Source organism: Streptomyces sp. NPDC043876, from assembly GCF_056435825.1.
The window spans coordinates 296880-314146 of the sequence record NZ_JBWKDV010000006.1 but is presented as its reverse complement, the minus strand read 5'-3'; the positions used below and the strand labels follow the sequence as shown (position 1 = coordinate 314146).

The following is a 17267-nucleotide window of genomic DNA, read 5'->3' as shown; positions in this document are numbered from 1 at the left end:
GTACCGCCCGCCGTTCCGCGTACCCCGCCGAATCGTTACTGCTTGAACTGGAAGACGCCTTCGTACAGCACGTGGTCGGACTCCTGGACCTTCACCGTCGCCGCCCGGGGCGCGGTGAAGTGGGCCTCGGTGGCGAAGATGTAGTCGATCTTGCGGCCGTCGTCCGCGGTGGGCGCGCCGTTGCGGCACCGCCCCGGCGCCGGGTCCTGGCAGCGCACTCCCCCGGTCCCGCCCATCTTGAACCAGCGCCGGTTGCGCTCGTCCGCCTCCAGGAAGCGCCCGTCCGGGTCGTGCTGGTCCTTCTCGCCGCGCGTGTGGCCGTACAGCCCGGCCAGGGAGGCCTCGTTGGGCTGCTGGTTCAGGTCGCCCGCCAGGATCACGGGCAGGGCCGAGGGGAAGGCGACCGGGTCGGCGAACCAGCGCTGGAGCTCCTTCAGCTGGCTGTCGGCGGTCCCCGCGTGCGCCCCGCAGAAGGTCACCTCGCGGCCGCGCGCCCGGGTGGGCAGGCACAGCAGCCCGCGCCGCACCGGTTCCGAGCGGCCCGCGGCCAGGTAGGTCTCCCCGTCGGTGTCGGTGAAGGCGCGGTAGCGCGGCGGGCCGGTCGGCGCCTCGCGGGAGAACACCGCCAGGCCATAGGAGCTGTCGCCGCCGCAGGCCGGGACGTTGCCGTGCATCTGCTGGTAGGCGCCCTGGAGGGGCAGGCCGCGCTCCTTGAACGCGCCCTGGAGCGCCTCGAACTGGCCCCGGCAGATCTCGTTGACGCCGAGCAGGTCGGGGTGGCGCAGCACCACCTCGTTGACCAGCCGGGTGACCGAGGTGCCCTTGCCCGTGCCGCCGTGGTTGGCGCACTGGTGGGCGGCCCCGCAGATGTTCCACTGGAGGACCACCACGGAGGGCCCGGCGGACGGGTCCGCCTCGCCGGAGCCGTCCCACAGCGGCGCGTCGGCGGCGCCGCCGGCCCAGCCCAGGGCGGCGGCGAGCGCCACGGCGGTGAGTCCCAGCGCCGCCGGGAGTCGCCGTCTCACGCCGTCACGACGGGCCCCAGCGGGCTCCCCGTCTCCGGGGCGAGCTGGCGGCGGACCCGCAGCCGTCCGTCGGTCCCGACGACCGCGACGGTCACGGCGCCCGCGGCGTCGTGGGCGAGGGCGGGGGCCTGGACGAACATCTCGCCGCCCTCCCGCCAGCGGGCCCCGGCGACGTCCTTCTCCCGGTCGGGCATCGAGACGGTGAGCCGGCCGCGCGAGCTGCGGTGGGCCAGGTGCGCCTCGCGGGCGCCGCGCTGCGGGGCCCACAGTGCGGCGACCGCGCCCGTACCGCCGTGGCCGCCGACCCCCGCGCCCGAGCCGGGCCAGCGGCCGGTGTCGTGCTGGCGGTAGGCCATGACCTGCTGCGTCCCGGCCTCGCGGAAGTAGAGGCAGGTGCGCCCGCCGCCAGAGTTGACGGCGGTGATGCCGCCGGTGGCGACGGGGCCGGTCACCAGGGAGTCGTCCCGGGTGAAGGGTGCGCCCTGCTCCTTCTGGAACCAGCGGACCACGGAGTTCTTGCCCGGTACGTACAGCTCGACGGTGCCGAACTCGGTGGTGAGGGCGGTGCCCGCGTCCTGGAGGAAGCTGCCGCCGAGGCTGACCCAGGGTTCCCAGCCGCCCTGGGCGTTCTGGCGCCGCATGGAGATGCCCTGGTCGAAGTTGCGGGCGAATACGTACAGCAGGCCCGCGCCGTCCACCGCGGCCATCGGGACGCCGAGTTCGCGCTGGCGGCGGCCGTCGGGGTGGACCCACTCCGGGGACTCCAGCGACTGCCAGCCGCTGAACCCGCCGCCGTCCGGGTTCTGCGTCGTGTAGACGAGGTCGACGGCGACCGCGCCGCCCTCGGCCGTGCGGCGGCGCTGCGCGACCACGTGGGCCGGTCCCCCGGGGATCCCCGCCACCGCCGTGGTGGGCGCGAGCCAGCCGTCGCCGAGCGGGAAGGGCCCCTGCCACCGGCCGCTCGCGGGGCCGGTCTCGGTGAAGAACACGAGGCGGCCCGACAGGACGGTGAAGGCGTTCAGCCGGCCGCCCGGCCCGAGCCGGAGCCAGTCGGTGGCCGGCGAATAGCGGTAGGCGGTGCTGCGCATGTGGGTGCTGCGGTAGGGGTTGGGGCCGAGCTGGCGGTCGCCGCACGTCTGGCAGGTGCCCTGCGGGCAGTGCGTGGCGTCCAGGCCGATGTAGGTGGCCAGGTAGTCGGCCTTCTCGGCCAGCTCCATCCGGTCCAGGTTCGGGCCCCAGAACCGGTTGGCGTAGGCGCGGTAGTACTCGACGACCGGGGGGCGCTCCACGCTGTCGCGGTGGCGGGCGAGGGCCGCGATCGCGAACTCGGCGGTGGTGCCGTGGTCGACGTGGTCGGAGGTGACGAACTCGCTCTTGCCGCCGTCGTGTTCCGGATCGGGGTCCAGCGTGCGGACGGTGGTGGGCCGGATCTCGGCGAGCAGCGCGGTCAGGCCCGCGATGACCATCTCGCGGGACACCTGCTGCACGTGGGTCAGCGCGGAGCCGAGGACCGGCACGGTCGCCTGGGTGGGGTGGACGCCGTTCCACAGCTCGAACATCCGGGTGCGGACGCCGGAGGGCGTGGGCACGCCCATGTGCAGCTGGCAGAAGTACATCCGCACGGTCGGGTGCGCGAGGAGCGTGAAGCGCTCCACCGCGAAGCCGGGCACCAGCTCGGTGACCTCGCGCCCCCAGGGGCTGTCCCGGTCGCCCGTGGCCATCCGGGCGTAGGCCGAGCGCAGGCCGCAGCCGCGGGCCGTGCTGTAGCCCGTGTAGTCCGTGGGCAGGGCGGCCCGTTCGGGGTCGTTGGTGTCGGCGTTGATGCCGTCCCCCTCCCCCGCGGTCAGGACGACCGTGGTGACCGGGTCGCCGTCCTGGAGCGAGCGGACCAGGTCCGGGTTCATGAAGTACAGGTCGTCGTCCTGGTGGGCGACGACGTGCAGGATCGATCGGTTCGGGTTCATCGGTCCACCACGTTCATAGCCATGGCTCCGGAGACGGAGCAGTAGGGCCGGACTCGGACCGGCCGGGACGGGTGCACGACGACGAAACGGGACACGTCGTCGGCGGAGAGGGGGACGGCGGGGTACGGATGGGCGCCCCGGACGTCGGGGAAGTCCTCGAAGAGGTGGCAGACGCGGACCCGGCGCCGGGTGCCGGGGTGCGGCTGGAGCCACCAGTCCCAGTCCTCCCAGCGGGCGAGGCGGTCCTCCACCAGCCGGCCCAGGGGCAGTTCCATCCGGAAGGACCGCTCGCCGAGCACCTCCACCGGCAGCGAGACCTCGCTGCGGTGGGGGCCGCGCCGGACGAGGACGAAGCGGGCCCCGTACTCCAGGGTCCGCGCTCCGCAGAGCACGCCGGAGACGGTGATCCCGTCCTCGCCGACGCGGACCTCGCGGGCTTCCGCGTGCGTCTCGCGGTGCACGGTGCGCAGCATGAGGGCGCCGTTCGGCTGCGCGTAGGGCAGGTTCCACAGGACGGGTCCGGCGCCGGGGGCGTCCAGCAGGCGGGCGCGGGCGTCGATGAGGCCGCGGGTGTCGCGGATCCCGGCCGCGAGGTGGACGGGGTCCCCCTTGCCGGTGGAGAGCATGACCCGCCACCGGCCGTCGCCGAGGTGGTCGAGGGCTGCGGGCGGCACGACGGCGGTGTGCCGCACCGCGCCGGTGGGCAGTTCCTCGTGCACGGTGTCCAGGGTGAGGTCGGGCTGCCGGGAGCCGCTGGAGGGGCGGTGGCGCAGCAGGAAGGCGCCGCGGCCGCGGGTGCCCGCGGGGCCGTCGCAGGTGAGGCTCAGCCAGCCGGCGTCGGGGGCCTCGGCGTGGCAGACGGCGCTGCGCAGGGACGCGGGCGGGGCGCTGTCGCCGGGCGGGCGCCCCAGCCGGGCGGCGGTCGGCCCGCGGTAGCCGGAGCGGGCGGCCGCGCGGCGTCCGGCGGCCTCCTCGAACAGCGCGGTGTACCGGGCGGCGATCACGGCCGGGTCGTAGCGCTCGGCGTTGCGCAGCGCGGCGGCGGCCATCGCGGCGCGCAGCGGGGCGTCGGCCATCAGCCGGCCGAGGCCGGCGGCGATGGCGGCGACGTCCCCGTTGGGCACGAGGAAGCCGTCCTCGCCGTCGCGCAGGATCTCGCGGGGGCCGACCGGGCAGTCGGTGGCGACGACGGGCAGCCCGCAGCGCATGGCCTCCACCAGGGTCATCCCGAAGGACTCGGCGCTGGAGGTGACGGCGGCGACCGAGCCCTTGGCCCACTCGGACTCGATCGGGGAGAACCCGCCCATCAGCAGGATCCGCCCGGCGAGGTCCAGGTCGTTGACGAGGGTGCGCAGCGCGCCCGTCTCCTCCCCGTCGCCGTAGATCCGCAGCCGCCAGTCGGGGAAGTCGGGGGCGAGCCGGGCGAAGGCGCGGATCAGCAGGTCGTAGCGTTTGACGTGGTGCATGCGGCCCGCGCTGACGATCACCTTGCGGGTGCCGTCGGAGGGGGCGACCACGGGGCGGGGCACGCTGTTGGGCACGGCGTGCACGGGCACTGCGGGGACCGGCGTGTGCTCCCGGAAGGAACGGGCGTCGGCCTCGGTGACCGTGGTGACGAGGTCGAGGCGCCCGTAGACGCGGGCCATCTCCGCCCGGACGGCCGCCGGGATGGCCAGGTGCGTCATGTGCTCCTGGGCCACCCGCAGCGCGGAGTCGCGGGTGTGGCGGGCCACGAACAGGTTGAGGCTGGGCCGGGTGCCGACGACCACGTCGGCCGCGGTCCCGCGCAGCTCGTCGATGATCCGCCGGTCGGACAGCGCGCTGTACTGCTCGTGGAACTCCTCCTGGCGGGGCACCACGTCGGTGGGTCCCGCCAGGTCCGGGTGGCCCCGGTCGGCGCCCGCGGCGCCGGGCCTGAGGTCCACCAGGGCGCGCACGGCGACCTGGGGGGAGATGGTGAATGTGGGGGGCGCGGAGGTACGGCGGAAGACCGAGACGATCTCGACCTCGTGGTCCGCGGACAGCGCCTCGGCGAGGTTGATCACCGTCCGGTTCGTGCCGCCGATGCCGTAGATGTTGTTGATCAGGAAGGAGATCTTCATCGGTCGTGGAACTCCTTCCGCTCGAAGGGGCCGGGGACGGGGAAGTAGGCCCGCAGGAAGTCCTGGACCATGCGGGCCTGGCGCTCCTGGTCGTGGCCGTCGGAGACGGTGTCGTTGATGCAGAAGGCCTGGCGGTCGCGGCGGGCCAGCAGGATGTTCAGTCGCCGCTCGATCTGGGGCCGGTCCAGGGGGAGGTAGGCGAAGGCGATGTCCGAGGGCACCGCGCGGCCCGTCAGGTAGGCGTAGTAGTGGTAGAGGGAGGAGGGGACGGAGAGGTCGGTCGCGCTGCGGAACCGGCTGAAGGTGGTGGCCCGGTGCGGTCCGGCGAACCTCTCCTCTATCTCCGCGAGGACGCTGCGGCGCAGCGGGTAGGGGGCGTGCCGCAGCTTCTGCACGAGGGTGGTGCCGAACAGCTCCTCCAGGAGCCGGCGGTTGTTCTTGGCCGCGGCGTTCACCGGGCGGTCCCCCGGGGTGACCTCGGAGCGCGGGATCTGGGACGGCGAGAGGAACGCGCGGGTCATGCCGTTCGACAGGAAGAAGTCCCGGGGGGTGACGGGCCGGCCCAGGAACATGTCGTCGTTGAAGTAGAGGAAGTGCTCGGCGAGGCCGTCGATGTGGTGCAGACGGCTCTCGATGGCGTGGGAGTTGAAGGTGGGCAGGGCCGCGGGGTCGTCGAATATCTCCCGGTGGTCGACCACCGTGATCCGGGGGTGGCCCTCCTCCAGCCACTGCGGTCGCTGCCGGTCGGTGACCAGGAAGATCCGGCGGACCCAGGGCGCGTGCTGCTCCAGCGAGCGCAGGGAGTAGCGCAGTTCGTCGCGGTTGAGGTAGCGGGCGGGGTTGGCGGACTCCGCGTGGTAGCCCTCGCCGCCCTGTTCGCGGCGGCGGCGCCGCCATTCGGGGTCGTCGCCGTCGACCCAGGTGTAGACGACGTCGACGGGGAAGCGTATGTCCTCGGGCAGGGAGGCCGCGTAGGCCTCGACGGTACGGACGTGGCGGGTGCGGCGGGTGTGGTGGGAGGCGAAGGAGGTGAGCCGGTTCACGGGGACCGTGATGCGGGGCGCGTCGCAGGGCACGCTGCCGGTCACCCGGTTGGGCCGGGGTGCGATCAGCCGCCCCTCCTCCTGCTCCCAGAACTCCAGGTCGCAGCCGTATTCGAGGCCGAGTGTGAGGGTGCCGCCCGGGTCCCGCCAGATCATGCCGACGCGCAGCACGGCGGCCGCCGCGGTGATCCGCCGGCCGCGCCGCGAGCCGCCGAGCGCGACCCGGCCCGGGGGCCGCGGCGCGTCGTCCGCCGCCACCGCCGCGTCCAGGGGGCCGTGGCCGACGTACACCGGTGTGCGGCGCGCGCACTCCCGCAGGGCGGCGGCCACCCGGGGCCGGTCCGCCGCGCGCACGGCGAAGCAGGCCCGCAGGTCGCTGGCGCCGCGCACGGCGAAGTGGTCGACGCCCGCCCGCTCCAGGGCGGCGACGACCAGTTCGAGGTTGGCCTCGCGCAGCCCGAGCGGCGAGGCGGTGGGCCGGACCAGCGCGATCCGGGCGCTCCCCTCGGCGGGCGCGGCGAGACCCCCGCCCGTAGGGAACAGGTCGGGCCAGCGCCGGCGGGCCCGCCGGGCGCGCAGCGAGCGGGCCGGGCCGAGGCCGAACCGGGCCCCGCGCAGCAGCCGCTTGACCAGGGCCCGCAACCCGGCCGGGATGCGCCGGGCCAGGCCGCGGCGCAGCCGGGTGGGCAGCACGGCGCGGTAGAGGGAGACGGCCGGGGACGCTTCGGGGTTCGCCACGGTCATGAAGGACTGCCCGCCTCCCCGCGCGCGCTCGCCACGGGGGACGCGGGCTCGAAGCCGAAGCGGAAGCCGTCGGCGTCGGTGTCCGTGCCGGTCCCGAACTCCTCGAAGGCGAAGCCGGCCAGCAGCGCGGACGCGGAGCCGAAGCCGTCCTGGTCGGCGGACCCGGCCGGCGCGGCGGGCTCGGCTGCGGGCGGGGGCTCGGGCAGGGACCGTTCGAAGGGGCTGGGCACCGGGTAGTACCGGCGCAGGAAGTCCGTGACGGACCGGGTCCCGCCGTGGTCCAGCGCGTCGGGCGAGCCCAGTCCGCACAGCTGCATCTGCTGCGCGTCGCGGCGTACGAGGAGACGGTCGAGCCAGCGGGTGACGCCGGGCACGGCCGCGTGGACGGCGATCGTGGCCTCGCCGGAGGGCTCGGCGTGCCCGGAGAAGTGCGCGGCGTGGTGGACTACCCCGTCGAGCGGGTGGGTGCCCTCCAGTTCGGGGGCGTACTGGCCGTCGGTGAGCGGCTGGTGGCCGGCGAACCCGTCGGCCACGGCGGCCAGTATCTCCCGCGCGAAGGGCTGCGGGCCCGGCGCGTAGCCGTGGGTCACCGCGCGCTGCGTGAAGGAGTACGCCCAGCCCGTCCAGGGCGCCGCCGCCTCCCGGGCCGTCCACGGGCCGCGCCGCGGCCGGGTCCCGCCGAGCGCGGTGAAGTAGTCGAACGGCCGCACGGGGCGGCCGAGCAGGGCGCCGGGCCGGAAGTACAGGAAGCGGTCGGCGAGGCCGGGCACCGCGTGCAGGTGCTGCTCCGCGTCCGGTCCGGCGGGCACGATCCGCAGCCGGTCGTCCGCGTGCACCCACTGCGGTACGGGCGCGACGGCCAGCAGGTGCACCATGTCGGTCCAGGGCGCGTACTGGTGCAGGGAGCGCAGGGTGGCGCGCAGCAGTTCCTCGCCCCACGGCTCGTCGTGGCACCACAGCACCGCGGCGTCGACGGGGAAGGTGACCTCCTCCACGCGCGGGACGTCGAACCCCTCCCGGGTCAGCGTCGGCTCGGCGCCCGCGTCGGTGTCGGCGTACCCGGTGAGCCGGTCGTGGGTGATCTCCACCGTCCGCGGGGCCTCGGCGGGGACGACCCGCTGCACCCGGTTGGGGCGGGGGCCGACCAGCCGGGGGGCGCCCCGGGTGGTGTCCGTGGTCCAGAACTCGATCTCGACGCCCTGGTTCTCGCCCACCCACAGGGAGCCGGTCGGGTCGGTGCGCAGCCACACGATCCGGATCACCCGGGCCGCGCCGAAGTGCTTCCAGGCCTTGACGTGGCTGCCGGGGATCTTCGCCGTGTCGTCCTTGCCCGGAGCGACGGAGACGACGTACCCCGTCTGCCGCTCCAGCAGGGCGCGCAGCACGCGCCGCACGGCGCCCTTGTGCTCGCGGGGGACGGCCAGGCACATCCGGCGGTCGTCGAGGGCGGGCACGGTGAACCACGGGATCTTCGCCGCGTCGAGCACGGTCGTCACCAGGGCGAGGTCGGTGCGCCGGGCGAGGTCGGGGGTGAGTCCGGAGTGGACGTGGCCGACCCGGCCGTCCGCGGCCTTGGTGCGCCCTTCGGGCAAGTTGCTGAAGTCCGTGGTCCGCAGCCGCCGCAGCGCCCGCTGGTGCAGCCGGGACTCACGCTGGGCCAGGGCGCGGTCCAGGCGCTTCTTCAGCGTGCGGCGCACCTGGACGGGCACGGTGTTCATGGCCACGGTCCGCACCGGCCGGGGAACCAGCTTCTGGTAGACCTGCGAGGCGGAAGTCGTCGATCCGGAATCTTGCACGCGCACGCTCCTCCTCAGAGTTCGCAGGGGCCGGGGACGGGGAAGTACGCGTTCAGGAACCCGGAGAGGAGTTCCTGCTGCACCGCCATGTCCTCCGGGGTCGAGAAGGCGTCGTTCAGGCAGAAGGAGTCCTGGTCCCGTCCCTTCAGCAGCCGCTCCAGGCGCCGCGCGAGGTCCGGCACGGCCAGCTGGAGGTAGGTGAAGGCCATGGAGCCCGGCTGGGCCCGGCCGGTGAGCGCCGCGTAGTACAGCGCCAGGGACGAGGTCGGGGACAGGTCGGTCATCGCGCGGAACCGGCTGGCGGAGGTACGGGCCCACTCGCGCGGGAAGTCCGCCTCGGCCTCCGCCATGGCGCTGCGGCGCAGGGCGTAGGGGATGTGCTCCATGGGCTGCGTGATGACCCGGCCGAACCGCTCCAGAAGCAGCGCCCGGTTGTTCTTGCAGGCGGCGTCGACGGGGGTGTCGGCGTCGGTCACCGGGCCCTGCGGGATCCGGTTCTGGGAGGGGAAGTAGCGCGCCGTGCCGACGGGGCTGAAGAAGGTGTGCGGGGTCAGCGGGCGGCCGAGGAACATGTCGTCGTTGAAGTACAGGAAGTGCTCGGAGAGTCCGGGCACGTGGTGCAGCCGGCTCTCGATGGCGTGCGAGTTGAAGGTGGGCAGGTCGTCCGGGTTCCGGAAGATCTCGCGGTGGCTGACGATCCGGAAGCCGGGCAGGTCGCGGCGCATCCAGGCGGGCACCTGGTCGTCGGTGACCACGTGGACGGTGCGGATCCAGGGCGCGAACAGGTGCAGCGAGCGCAGCGAGTAGCGCAGTTCGTCGCGGCTGAGGAAGCGGGCGTCGCTGGCGGATTCGGCGTGGTAGGCCTCGCCGCGCGCGGAGGCCTTGCGGGCCGCCCAGACCGGGTCGTTGCCGTCGACCCAGGTGTAGACGGCGTCCACGGGGAAGTCGATGTCCTCGACCAGCGGGACCAGGAACTCCGGCCGGGTCGCCAGCGCGGGTGCCTCGGGGAGGGTGGTGTGGACGGGCACGAAGCGGCTGAACAGCCGTCCGGCGCCCAGCATGAGGGGACCGTCGGCGGCCACGGACCAGGCGACGCGGTTGGCGCGCGGGGCGGTCAGCCGGTCGCCCTGGCGGGCCCAGAACTCGACCGCGCAGCCGTATTCGTGCCCGAGGACCAGGTGTCCGCCGGGGTCGGTGCGGTACCAGCTGACCTGGACCGCGGCGGCCGTCCGGGCGCGCTGCCACACCGCCGGATCATGACCGGGGACGGGCCGGGGGGTGCGCAGCGGTTCGGCGGCCAGGGCGGTGACGTACCCGGCGGAGGGGGCCAGGAGCCGCCGCAGGCCTTCGAGCACCCGGGCCCGGTCGGCCTCCTCCACCGCGATGACCGTGCCGTGGTCGGACTTGCCGCGGACGGCGAAGTGGGCGACCCCGAGGGCGTCGAGGAGTCCGGCGACGGCGGCGCGGTTGGCCTCGCGGGCGGCCAGCGGGGTCGCGCGGGGGTCGGCGTACGCCGTGTCGCCCGCGTCCCCCACCGACAGGGTGGGACCGCCGGTCCCACCGACCGGACCCATGTGCTCCGCCCCGGCCCGTATCGCACCACCAGGCATGTGAACCTTTCCGCGCCTTCTGTCACCGGTCTCTCGCGCCGCGTCTCGCACGCTGCCGAGTTCCCGGTCCCATCGCCGCAAGATTCGGAAATTATAAAGGAAGGCGGCTTACCCCCCGGCACCCGGACGACGCCCCGGGATGCTAAAGGACCACCCATCCGCCGAAGGCCAGCCCCGGGACCGCCGGATCCTGGCGGGCCACGGACAATCGGCCGTCCGCGCCCAGGGAGACGACCGTGAGGCGGCCGAACGCGTCCACGGCGGCCGCCGGTTCCCGCAGGCCCGGCGCGCCCAGCGGCTCCCACCAGAGTCCGGCCTGCTCCTGCTCGGTCGGGTACGCCGCCATCCCGACCGGGCCGTCGGGCGTCCGGCGCAGCAGCACCGTGCAGTCGTAGCCGTCGATGGCCGTGCGCAGCGCGCCCGTCGCGGCCGCCGCGGCGGGCCCGGCCGCTCCTGCGCCGCCCAGGGACGTCAGCGTCCCGTCGGGGCGCAGGGCGTACGTCGACCCGTCCCGTTCGTCGCAGCCGTAGACGGTGACCCGGCCGGGCCCGGTGGCCAGCGCGGTCAGCCCGGCGCCCGGGGGCGCGAGCAACGGCAGCGGCGGTCCGGCGCGGCGCAGGTCGCCGGCCGCGGGGTCGTGGCGCCAGTGCAGCACCCCGTCCCGGGACGGGGCGAACAGCACGGGCCGTCCCGCGGCGTCGAGCGCGGCGGCCGCGCCGTCCTGGACCCCGGACCCCTGGAGGTCCCGCCAGGGCGTCCAGGAGCCGTCCTCGCGCTGCGAGCGGGCGCTCAGCCCGCGCCCGAAGTTGCGGACGTACACGTGGACGCAGCCCTCGGCGTCGACCACCGCGCACGGCACCCCGGCCGCGCGGCCCTTGCCGGTGTGCGCCCCGTTCGGGTTGCCCAGCCCGTGCCAGCTGCCCACGGGGCGCCCGGTCTGGTACTGCACGGCGTGCACCACCTCGACCCCGGCGCCCGCCGGTCCGGACGCGGCGGTGCGGCGCAGCGAGAAGAGGTGGACCCACCCCTGCGCGGTCCGGGCCACGGACAGCACCGGCAGCAGGGGCGGGGTGTCGAGTTCCTCGCGCACCCAGTCGGGGCCGCCGGGGGCCCGCTCGGTCCAGCGCACCACCGCCCCGCCGAGCGCGGCGTGGGCGGTCAGCCGCCCGTCGGGGCCCCGGCCGAGCCCGATCCGGGGCCCGGGGTAGCGGGCGATGGCGGTGGGGGCGGCCCGGCCGCAGGAACCGGCGGCCCGGAAGCACTCCACGACGAGGCCGGGCAGGCGCTCGGACCGCACCGCCTCCAGCACGCCCTCCGCCACGGCCGCGTGGTCGGGGTGGTCGGCGTACACCGCGCCCTGCGGCTCGCTCCACCCGAGGTGTTCGGGATCCGGGTCCAGGGTGCACACCAGGGTGGGCGCGAAGCGGCGCAGCAGCGCGGCGGCGAGGGCGGCGAACTCCGGTGCGCCGCCCGGGGCTCGGGGGGCCGCCGCGACCGGCGACCGCGACGGCTCGGCGAAGCAGACCGTCGTCGCCGGACGGGTGCGGAGCCGGAAGAGGTGCAACACCGCGTCGCGGCCCAGCGGTTCGGCGGCCCGCTCCCAGGGGCCGCCGCGGCCGATCACGTCGAGGAGGTGGTCGCGGGCCTGCGGCGGTCCCGGGACCAGGCAGACGACCGTCACCGCGCGGTCCGGTTCGGCCAGCGCGCCGAACAGCGCGCTGCCGGTCACGGCGAGGGCGTCGGCCGGATGGGCCACCACGTGGAGGGTGTGGGAGGGGATGCGGGGGGCCGGTCCGGCGGCGGGGGCCCCGCGGCGCCGGCGCCGCGACGATCGCTCGCTCTTCACCGCTGGGCCCGCCCCCACCCGTCGCTCCCGCCCGTTCCTTCGCGCCCGTGATCCTCGCACACCGATGACATCGGTCGACTATAGGAAGGGCGCCGGTGGTCTATAGTGCGCGATCGAACAATCGAGCGGAGGACCGGGGCAGATGAAGACCAACGCCGCGTCACCAGACAGCACGTCGGCCGCATCTGCGGACGGCTCCGACGGCCCGGTCGACGTGGCCGCGGCGGGCGGCGCGGGCGGCTCCGGCGGTGCGGACGGCGCCGGGGGCACGGGCGGTACGGGCGCCCGACCGCCGCGCTCGCGCGGACGCCGGGTCCTGCGGACCGTCCTGGCGCTGGTCGCGGTGCTGCTCCTCGCGGGCGCGGGCGCCGGGTGGTGGGCCTACAGCCACCTGAACGGGAACATCGACAGCGTCGACCTCGACGACGCCATCGGGGACAACCGGCCCGCCAAGGTGGTCCCCGGGGCCCAGAACGTCCTCGTGCTCGGATCCGATTCGCGTGCCGGGGCCAACGGCGACCTCGACCACGGCGACGTCAGCGGGGCCCGTTCGGACACCGCCATGCTCGTGCACCTGCCCGAGGGCCGGGCGAAGGCCACCGCGGTGAGCATCCCCCGCGACACCCTGGTCACCCGGCCCGAGTGCAAGGACGAGGACGGCAAGACTCTGGGAACCGCGAAGCGGGTCATGTTCAACTCCGTCTACTCCGCGGCCGGTCCGGCCTGTGTGGTCAAGACCGTGGAGCAGATGTCGGGGATCCGGGTGGACCACTTCGTGGAGGTGGACTTCGCCGGGTTCAAGGGCCTGGTCGACGCCCTCGGCGGGGTCACCGTGACCCTGGACAAGCCCATGTCGGGGTCCAAGGGCGGGCTCAAGCTGGATGCCGGGACGCACCGCCTCAACGGCACCGACTCGCTGAAGTTCGTCCGTACCCGCTACGGCTACGGCGACGGCAGCGACCTCGGACGCATAGGCCTCCAGCAGCAGTTCATGATGGCGATGCTCTCCGAGATCAAGCAGCAGGACGCCCTCGGCAACCCGGCCCGGCTGTACAAGCTCGCCGACGCCGGGACCAAGTCGCTGACCACCGACTCCGGCCTCGGTTCGCTGACCGCGCTCGCCGACTTCGCGCAGAGCATGAAGGGCGTCGACCCGAGCACGATGGAGACCATCATGCTGCCGGTCGACTACGACAAGGTCGACCGCAACCGCGTGGTCGTCGCCGAGCCGCAGGCCGGCACCCTGTGGGAGGCCCTGCGCAACGACCGGCCGATCCCGGCCGACGCGACGAAGTCCCCGGCCACCGGCGGCTGATCCGTCGGCGGCCGGGGACTCCTCGCAGTCGCGGGCTTCGCGCGGCCGGAGCCCCGCCGGTCAGTACGTGCCGGGCCCCGGGCCCGCGCCGGGCGTCCGGCCCGCGTCGGGCCCCGGCCCCGTGTCGGGCCCCTGGCCGGTTCCGGTGACCGGGGCATCGGCCACCGGCATGCCCTCGCCCCGTCCCAGCCGGCTGTGCTGCCTTCCGTACAGGAAGTAGACGAAGAAGCCGACGACCATCCAGATCCCGAACCGCAGCCAGGTCTCGGCCGGCAGGTTGAGCATCAGCCACAGCGACGCCGCGATCGACAGGATCGGCACCAGCGGCACCCACGGGGTCCGGAAGGCCCGGTGCAGGTCGGGGCGGGTGCGGCGCAGGACGATCACTCCGAGCGCCACGACGACGAAGGCGAAGAGCGTGCCGATGTTCACCAGGGTGGCCAGCTCATTGATGCTGGTGAACCCGGCGACGATCGCGATGATCACGCCGAGCAGGATCGTCGGCCGGTAGGGCGTACGGAACTTGGGGTGGGTCCGCGAGAAGAAGCGGGGCAGCAGTCCGTCGCGGCTCATCGCGAAGAACACCCTGGTCTGGCCGAGCAGCAGGATCATGCAGACGGTGGTCAGACCGACGGCCGCGCCGAAGCTGATGATGCCCCCGTACACCGGGTGCCCGGCGGATTTGAAGGCGTCGGCCAGCGGGGCGCTGGTGGAGAGCTGTCTGTAGTTCTGCATGCCCGTGACCACGATCGACACCGCGACGTAGAGCACGGTGCAGATGACCAGCGAGCCGAGGATGCCGCGCGGCATGTCCTTCTGCGGCAGCCGGGTCTCCTCGGCGGCGGTGGCCACCACGTCAAAGCCGATGAAGGCGAAGAAGACGACGGAGGCGGCGGTGAAGATGCCCATCACACCGAAGTTGGTGGGCTGGTAGCCGAAGATCAGCTGGACCAGCGGGGCGTCGAGCCCCGAGCCGCCCTTCTGGGGCTGGGCCGGTGGGATGAACGGGTGGTAGTTCGACTTCGTGATGAAGAACAGGCCCGCGATGATCACGATGAGCACCACCGTGACCTTGATGGCCACGACGATCCCGGTGATCCGCGCGGAGAGCTTCACCCCGACGACGAGGATCGCGGTGAGGACCAGCACCAGGACGAAGGCGAGCAGGTCGAAGGTGCCGCCCGGCACGTCGGGCCCCTGGAGCGAGGCCGGCAGGTGGATGCCCGCGTTGTCCATCAGCGAGCGGACGTAGCCCGACCAGCCGACGGCCACGACGGCGGTGCCCAGCGCGAACTCCAGCACCAGGTCCCAGCCGATGATCCAGGCGGGCAGCTCGCCGATCGAGGCGTACGAGAAGGTGTAGGCGGAGCCGGCCACCGGCACGGTCGAGGCGAACTCGGCGTAGCAGAGGGCGGCCAGCGCGCACACCACGCCGGCCGCGACGAACGCGAGGGCGGTGGCGGGACCGGCGGTCTCCTTGGCGACCTTGCCGGTGAGGACGAAGATGCCGGTGCCGATGATGACGCCGACGCCGAAGACGGTGAGGTCCCAGGCCGAGAGGGATTTCCGGAGCGCGTGTTCCGGTTCTTCCGTGTCACGGATGGACTGTTCGACGGATTTGGTACGGAAGGGGCTGTTCAGATTCGTACGCACCGACGCACCTCCAGAAGAGACCGCATCGCACCGCGCGGGATCGGACCGCGCGGGAAAGCACCGGAAACGAGACGGGCCGGAGGGCCCACCCCCTCAGGGTGAACCTTCCGGCCCGTGGCGTGCAACCGCAGATGATCAGGCGCCGGGACGCTCCCGGCGCCCCCGGCCCGCTAGTCGACCGTGGCGGCGGGCTCGCTCTCGTAGCGGCCGTCCAGCTTGGCGACCAGGCCGGTGACCTGCCGCGCGATGTCCGGAGCCGTCAGCCCGATCTCGGCCATGACCTCCTTGCGGGAGGCGTGGTCCAGGAAGCGCTGCGGGATGCCGAAGTCGCGCAGCGGTACGTCGACGCCCGCGTCCCGCAGGGCCTGCGAGACGGCCGAGCCGACGCCGCCGGTGCGCCCGTTGTCCTCGACGGTGACGACGACGCGGTGGCCGTCGGCGAGCGGGGCCAGGGCCTCGTCCACCGGCTTGACCCAGCGCGGGTCCACGACGGTCGAGGAGATGCCCTGCTTGTCCAGCAGATCGGCGATCTCCAGGCACATCGGGGCGAGCGCGCCGACCGAGACGATGAGTACGTCCGGACGGGTGACCTCGGGGGCCGGGGTGCGCAGCACGTCCATGCCGCCGATCCGGCCGACGGCCGGGACGGCCGGGCCGACGACGCCCTTGGAGTAGCGCACCACGGTCGGGGCGTCCTTGACCTCGACGGCCTCGCGCAGCTGGGCGCGCAGCTGTTCCGCGTCGCGCGGGGCGGCCAGGCGCAGGCCCGGCACGACCTGCATGATCGACATGTCCCACATGCCGTTGTGGGAAGCGCCGTCCGTACCGGTGACCCCGGCCCGGTCGAGCACGAAGGTGACCCCGCACTTGTGCAGGGCCACGTCCATGAGGACCTGGTCGAAGGCGCGGTTGAGGAAGGTCGCGTAGACCGCGAAGACCGGGTGGGCGCCGCCGGTCGCCAGGCCCGCCGCCGAGGTGGCGGCGTGCTGCTCGGCGATGCCGACGTCGAAGATCCGGTCCGGGTAGGCGTCCGCGAACTTCTTCAGGCCCACGGGCTGGAGCATGGCCGCGGTGATCGCGACGAGGTCCTTGCGCTCCTTGCCCAGCTTGACCATCTCGTCGGCGAAGACGGAGGTCCAGCTGGCGGCGTCGGTGGTCACCGGCAGGCCGGTGTCCGGGTGGATCACGCCGACCGCGTGGAAGCGGTCCGCCTCGTCCTGGACGGCGGGCTCGTACCCCCGCCCCTTCTGCGTGAGGCAGTGCACGATGACCGGCCCGCTGAAGCGCTTGGCGCGCTGCAGGGCGGACTCCAGGGCGTCGATGTCGTGCCCGTCGATCGGCCCGATGTACTTCAGGCCGAGGTCCTCGAACATGCCCTGGGGGGCGATGAAGTCCTTGAGGCCCTTCTTGGCTCCGTGCAGGGTCTCGTAGAGCGGCTTGCCGACGACCGGCGTGCGCTCCAGCAGGTCCTTGCCGCGGGCCAGGAAGCGCTCGTAGCCGTCCGTGGTGCGCAGGGTGGCCAGGTGGTTCGCGAGACCGCCGATGGTGGGCCCGTAGGAGCGCTCGTTGTCGTTGACGACGATCACCAGCGGGCGGTCCTTGGCGGCGGCGATGTTGTTCAGCGCCTCCCAGGCCATGCCGCCGGTGAGGGCGCCGTCGCCGATGACGGCCGCGACGTGGTGGTCCTCGCGGCCGAGCACCTCGTTGGCCTTGGCGAGGCCGTCGGCCCAGCCGAGGACCGTGGAGGCGTGCGAGTTCTCGATGACGTCGTGGTCGGACTCGGCGCGCGAGGGGTAGCCGGACAGGCCCCCCTTGGCGCGCAGGTTCCCGAAGTCCTGGCGGCCCGTGAGCAGCTTGTGGACGTAGGCCTGGTGGCCGGTGTCGAAGAGGACCTTGTCCTTCGGCGAGTCGAAGACCCGGTGCAGGGCGATCGTCAGTTCGACCACACCGAGGTTGGGGCCGAGGTGCCCGCCGGTCTTGGAGACGGCGTCGACGAGGAAAGACCTGATCTCGGCGGCGAGCTGGTCGAGCTCCTCCTGGCTGAGCCGGTCCAGATCGCGCGGTCCCTTGATGCGGGTCAGCAGCACCCGTGCCTCCTTGCAGTTGCTTGCTGGTCTGTCGAGTCTAATGTTCCGCTCACGGCGCCGGTCGCCGGGCCGTCCCGCCACT

General features: G+C 73.9%; 10 protein-coding genes. 1 reads left to right on the top strand and 9 read right to left on the bottom strand.

Annotated elements, in window-relative coordinates; all coding sequences use genetic code 11:
* Positions 1–35: 35 nt before the first annotated feature.
* From AC0693_RS20915 to AC0693_RS20885, 7 genes are all read right to left on the bottom strand, one after another.
* On the bottom strand, positions 36–1025 hold the full coding sequence (locus tag AC0693_RS20915) for an endonuclease/exonuclease/phosphatase family protein (RefSeq protein ID WP_478802516.1): 990 nt from the start codon (positions 1023–1025) through the stop codon (positions 36–38).
* A complete protein-coding gene (locus tag AC0693_RS20910; protein WP_356405445.1) occupies positions 1022–2989 on the bottom strand; it encodes a hypothetical protein in 1968 nt (655 codons plus the stop codon). The genes AC0693_RS20915 and AC0693_RS20910 overlap by 4 nt, the downstream gene beginning before the upstream one ends.
* Positions 2986–5091: a glycosyltransferase family 4 protein gene (locus tag AC0693_RS20905; RefSeq protein WP_478802515.1), complete on the bottom strand. Its 2106-nt coding sequence runs from the start codon at positions 5089–5091 to the stop codon at positions 2986–2988. The genes AC0693_RS20910 and AC0693_RS20905 overlap by 4 nt, the downstream gene beginning before the upstream one ends.
* Entirely contained in the window at positions 5088–6878 is a 1791-nt protein-coding gene (locus tag AC0693_RS20900; protein WP_478802514.1) for a stealth family protein, read from the bottom strand. The genes AC0693_RS20905 and AC0693_RS20900 overlap by 4 nt, the downstream gene beginning before the upstream one ends.
* Positions 6875–8674 (bottom strand): sugar phosphotransferase, encoded by a 1800-nt coding sequence (locus AC0693_RS20895; RefSeq protein WP_478802513.1) that lies wholly within the window; start codon positions 8672–8674, stop codon positions 6875–6877. The genes AC0693_RS20900 and AC0693_RS20895 overlap by 4 nt, the downstream gene beginning before the upstream one ends.
* A gap of 14 nt (positions 8675–8688) precedes the next feature.
* Positions 8689–10284, bottom strand: coding sequence for a stealth family protein (locus tag AC0693_RS20890; protein ID WP_469334139.1), 1596 nt, complete (start codon positions 10282–10284; stop codon positions 8689–8691).
* A 142-nt stretch (positions 10285–10426) separates the two neighbouring features.
* Positions 10427–12040: a PLL family lectin gene (locus tag AC0693_RS20885; RefSeq protein ID WP_478802512.1), complete on the bottom strand. Its 1614-nt coding sequence runs from the start codon at positions 12038–12040 to the stop codon at positions 10427–10429.
* Positions 12041–12272: 232 nt separating this feature from the next.
* Here AC0693_RS20885 and AC0693_RS20880 point away from each other — a divergent pair, with 232 nt between their 5' ends.
* Positions 12273–13445, top strand: a complete 1173-nt coding sequence (locus AC0693_RS20880) for an LCP family protein (protein ID WP_478802511.1) — start codon at positions 12273–12275, stop codon at positions 13443–13445.
* Between the two features lie 60 nt (positions 13446–13505).
* Here AC0693_RS20880 and AC0693_RS20875 read toward each other — a convergent pair whose 3' ends face one another.
* A complete protein-coding gene (locus AC0693_RS20875; RefSeq protein WP_478802510.1) occupies positions 13506–15098 on the bottom strand; it encodes an amino acid permease in 1593 nt (530 codons plus the stop codon).
* Positions 15099–15268: 170 nt separating this feature from the next.
* Positions 15269–17185 carry a 1-deoxy-D-xylulose-5-phosphate synthase gene (dxs, locus tag AC0693_RS20870; protein WP_469334147.1) on the bottom strand — a complete coding sequence of 639 codons (1917 nt, stop codon included), beginning with the start codon at positions 17183–17185 and terminating at the stop codon, positions 15269–15271.
* Positions 17186–17267 lie beyond the last annotated feature (82 nt).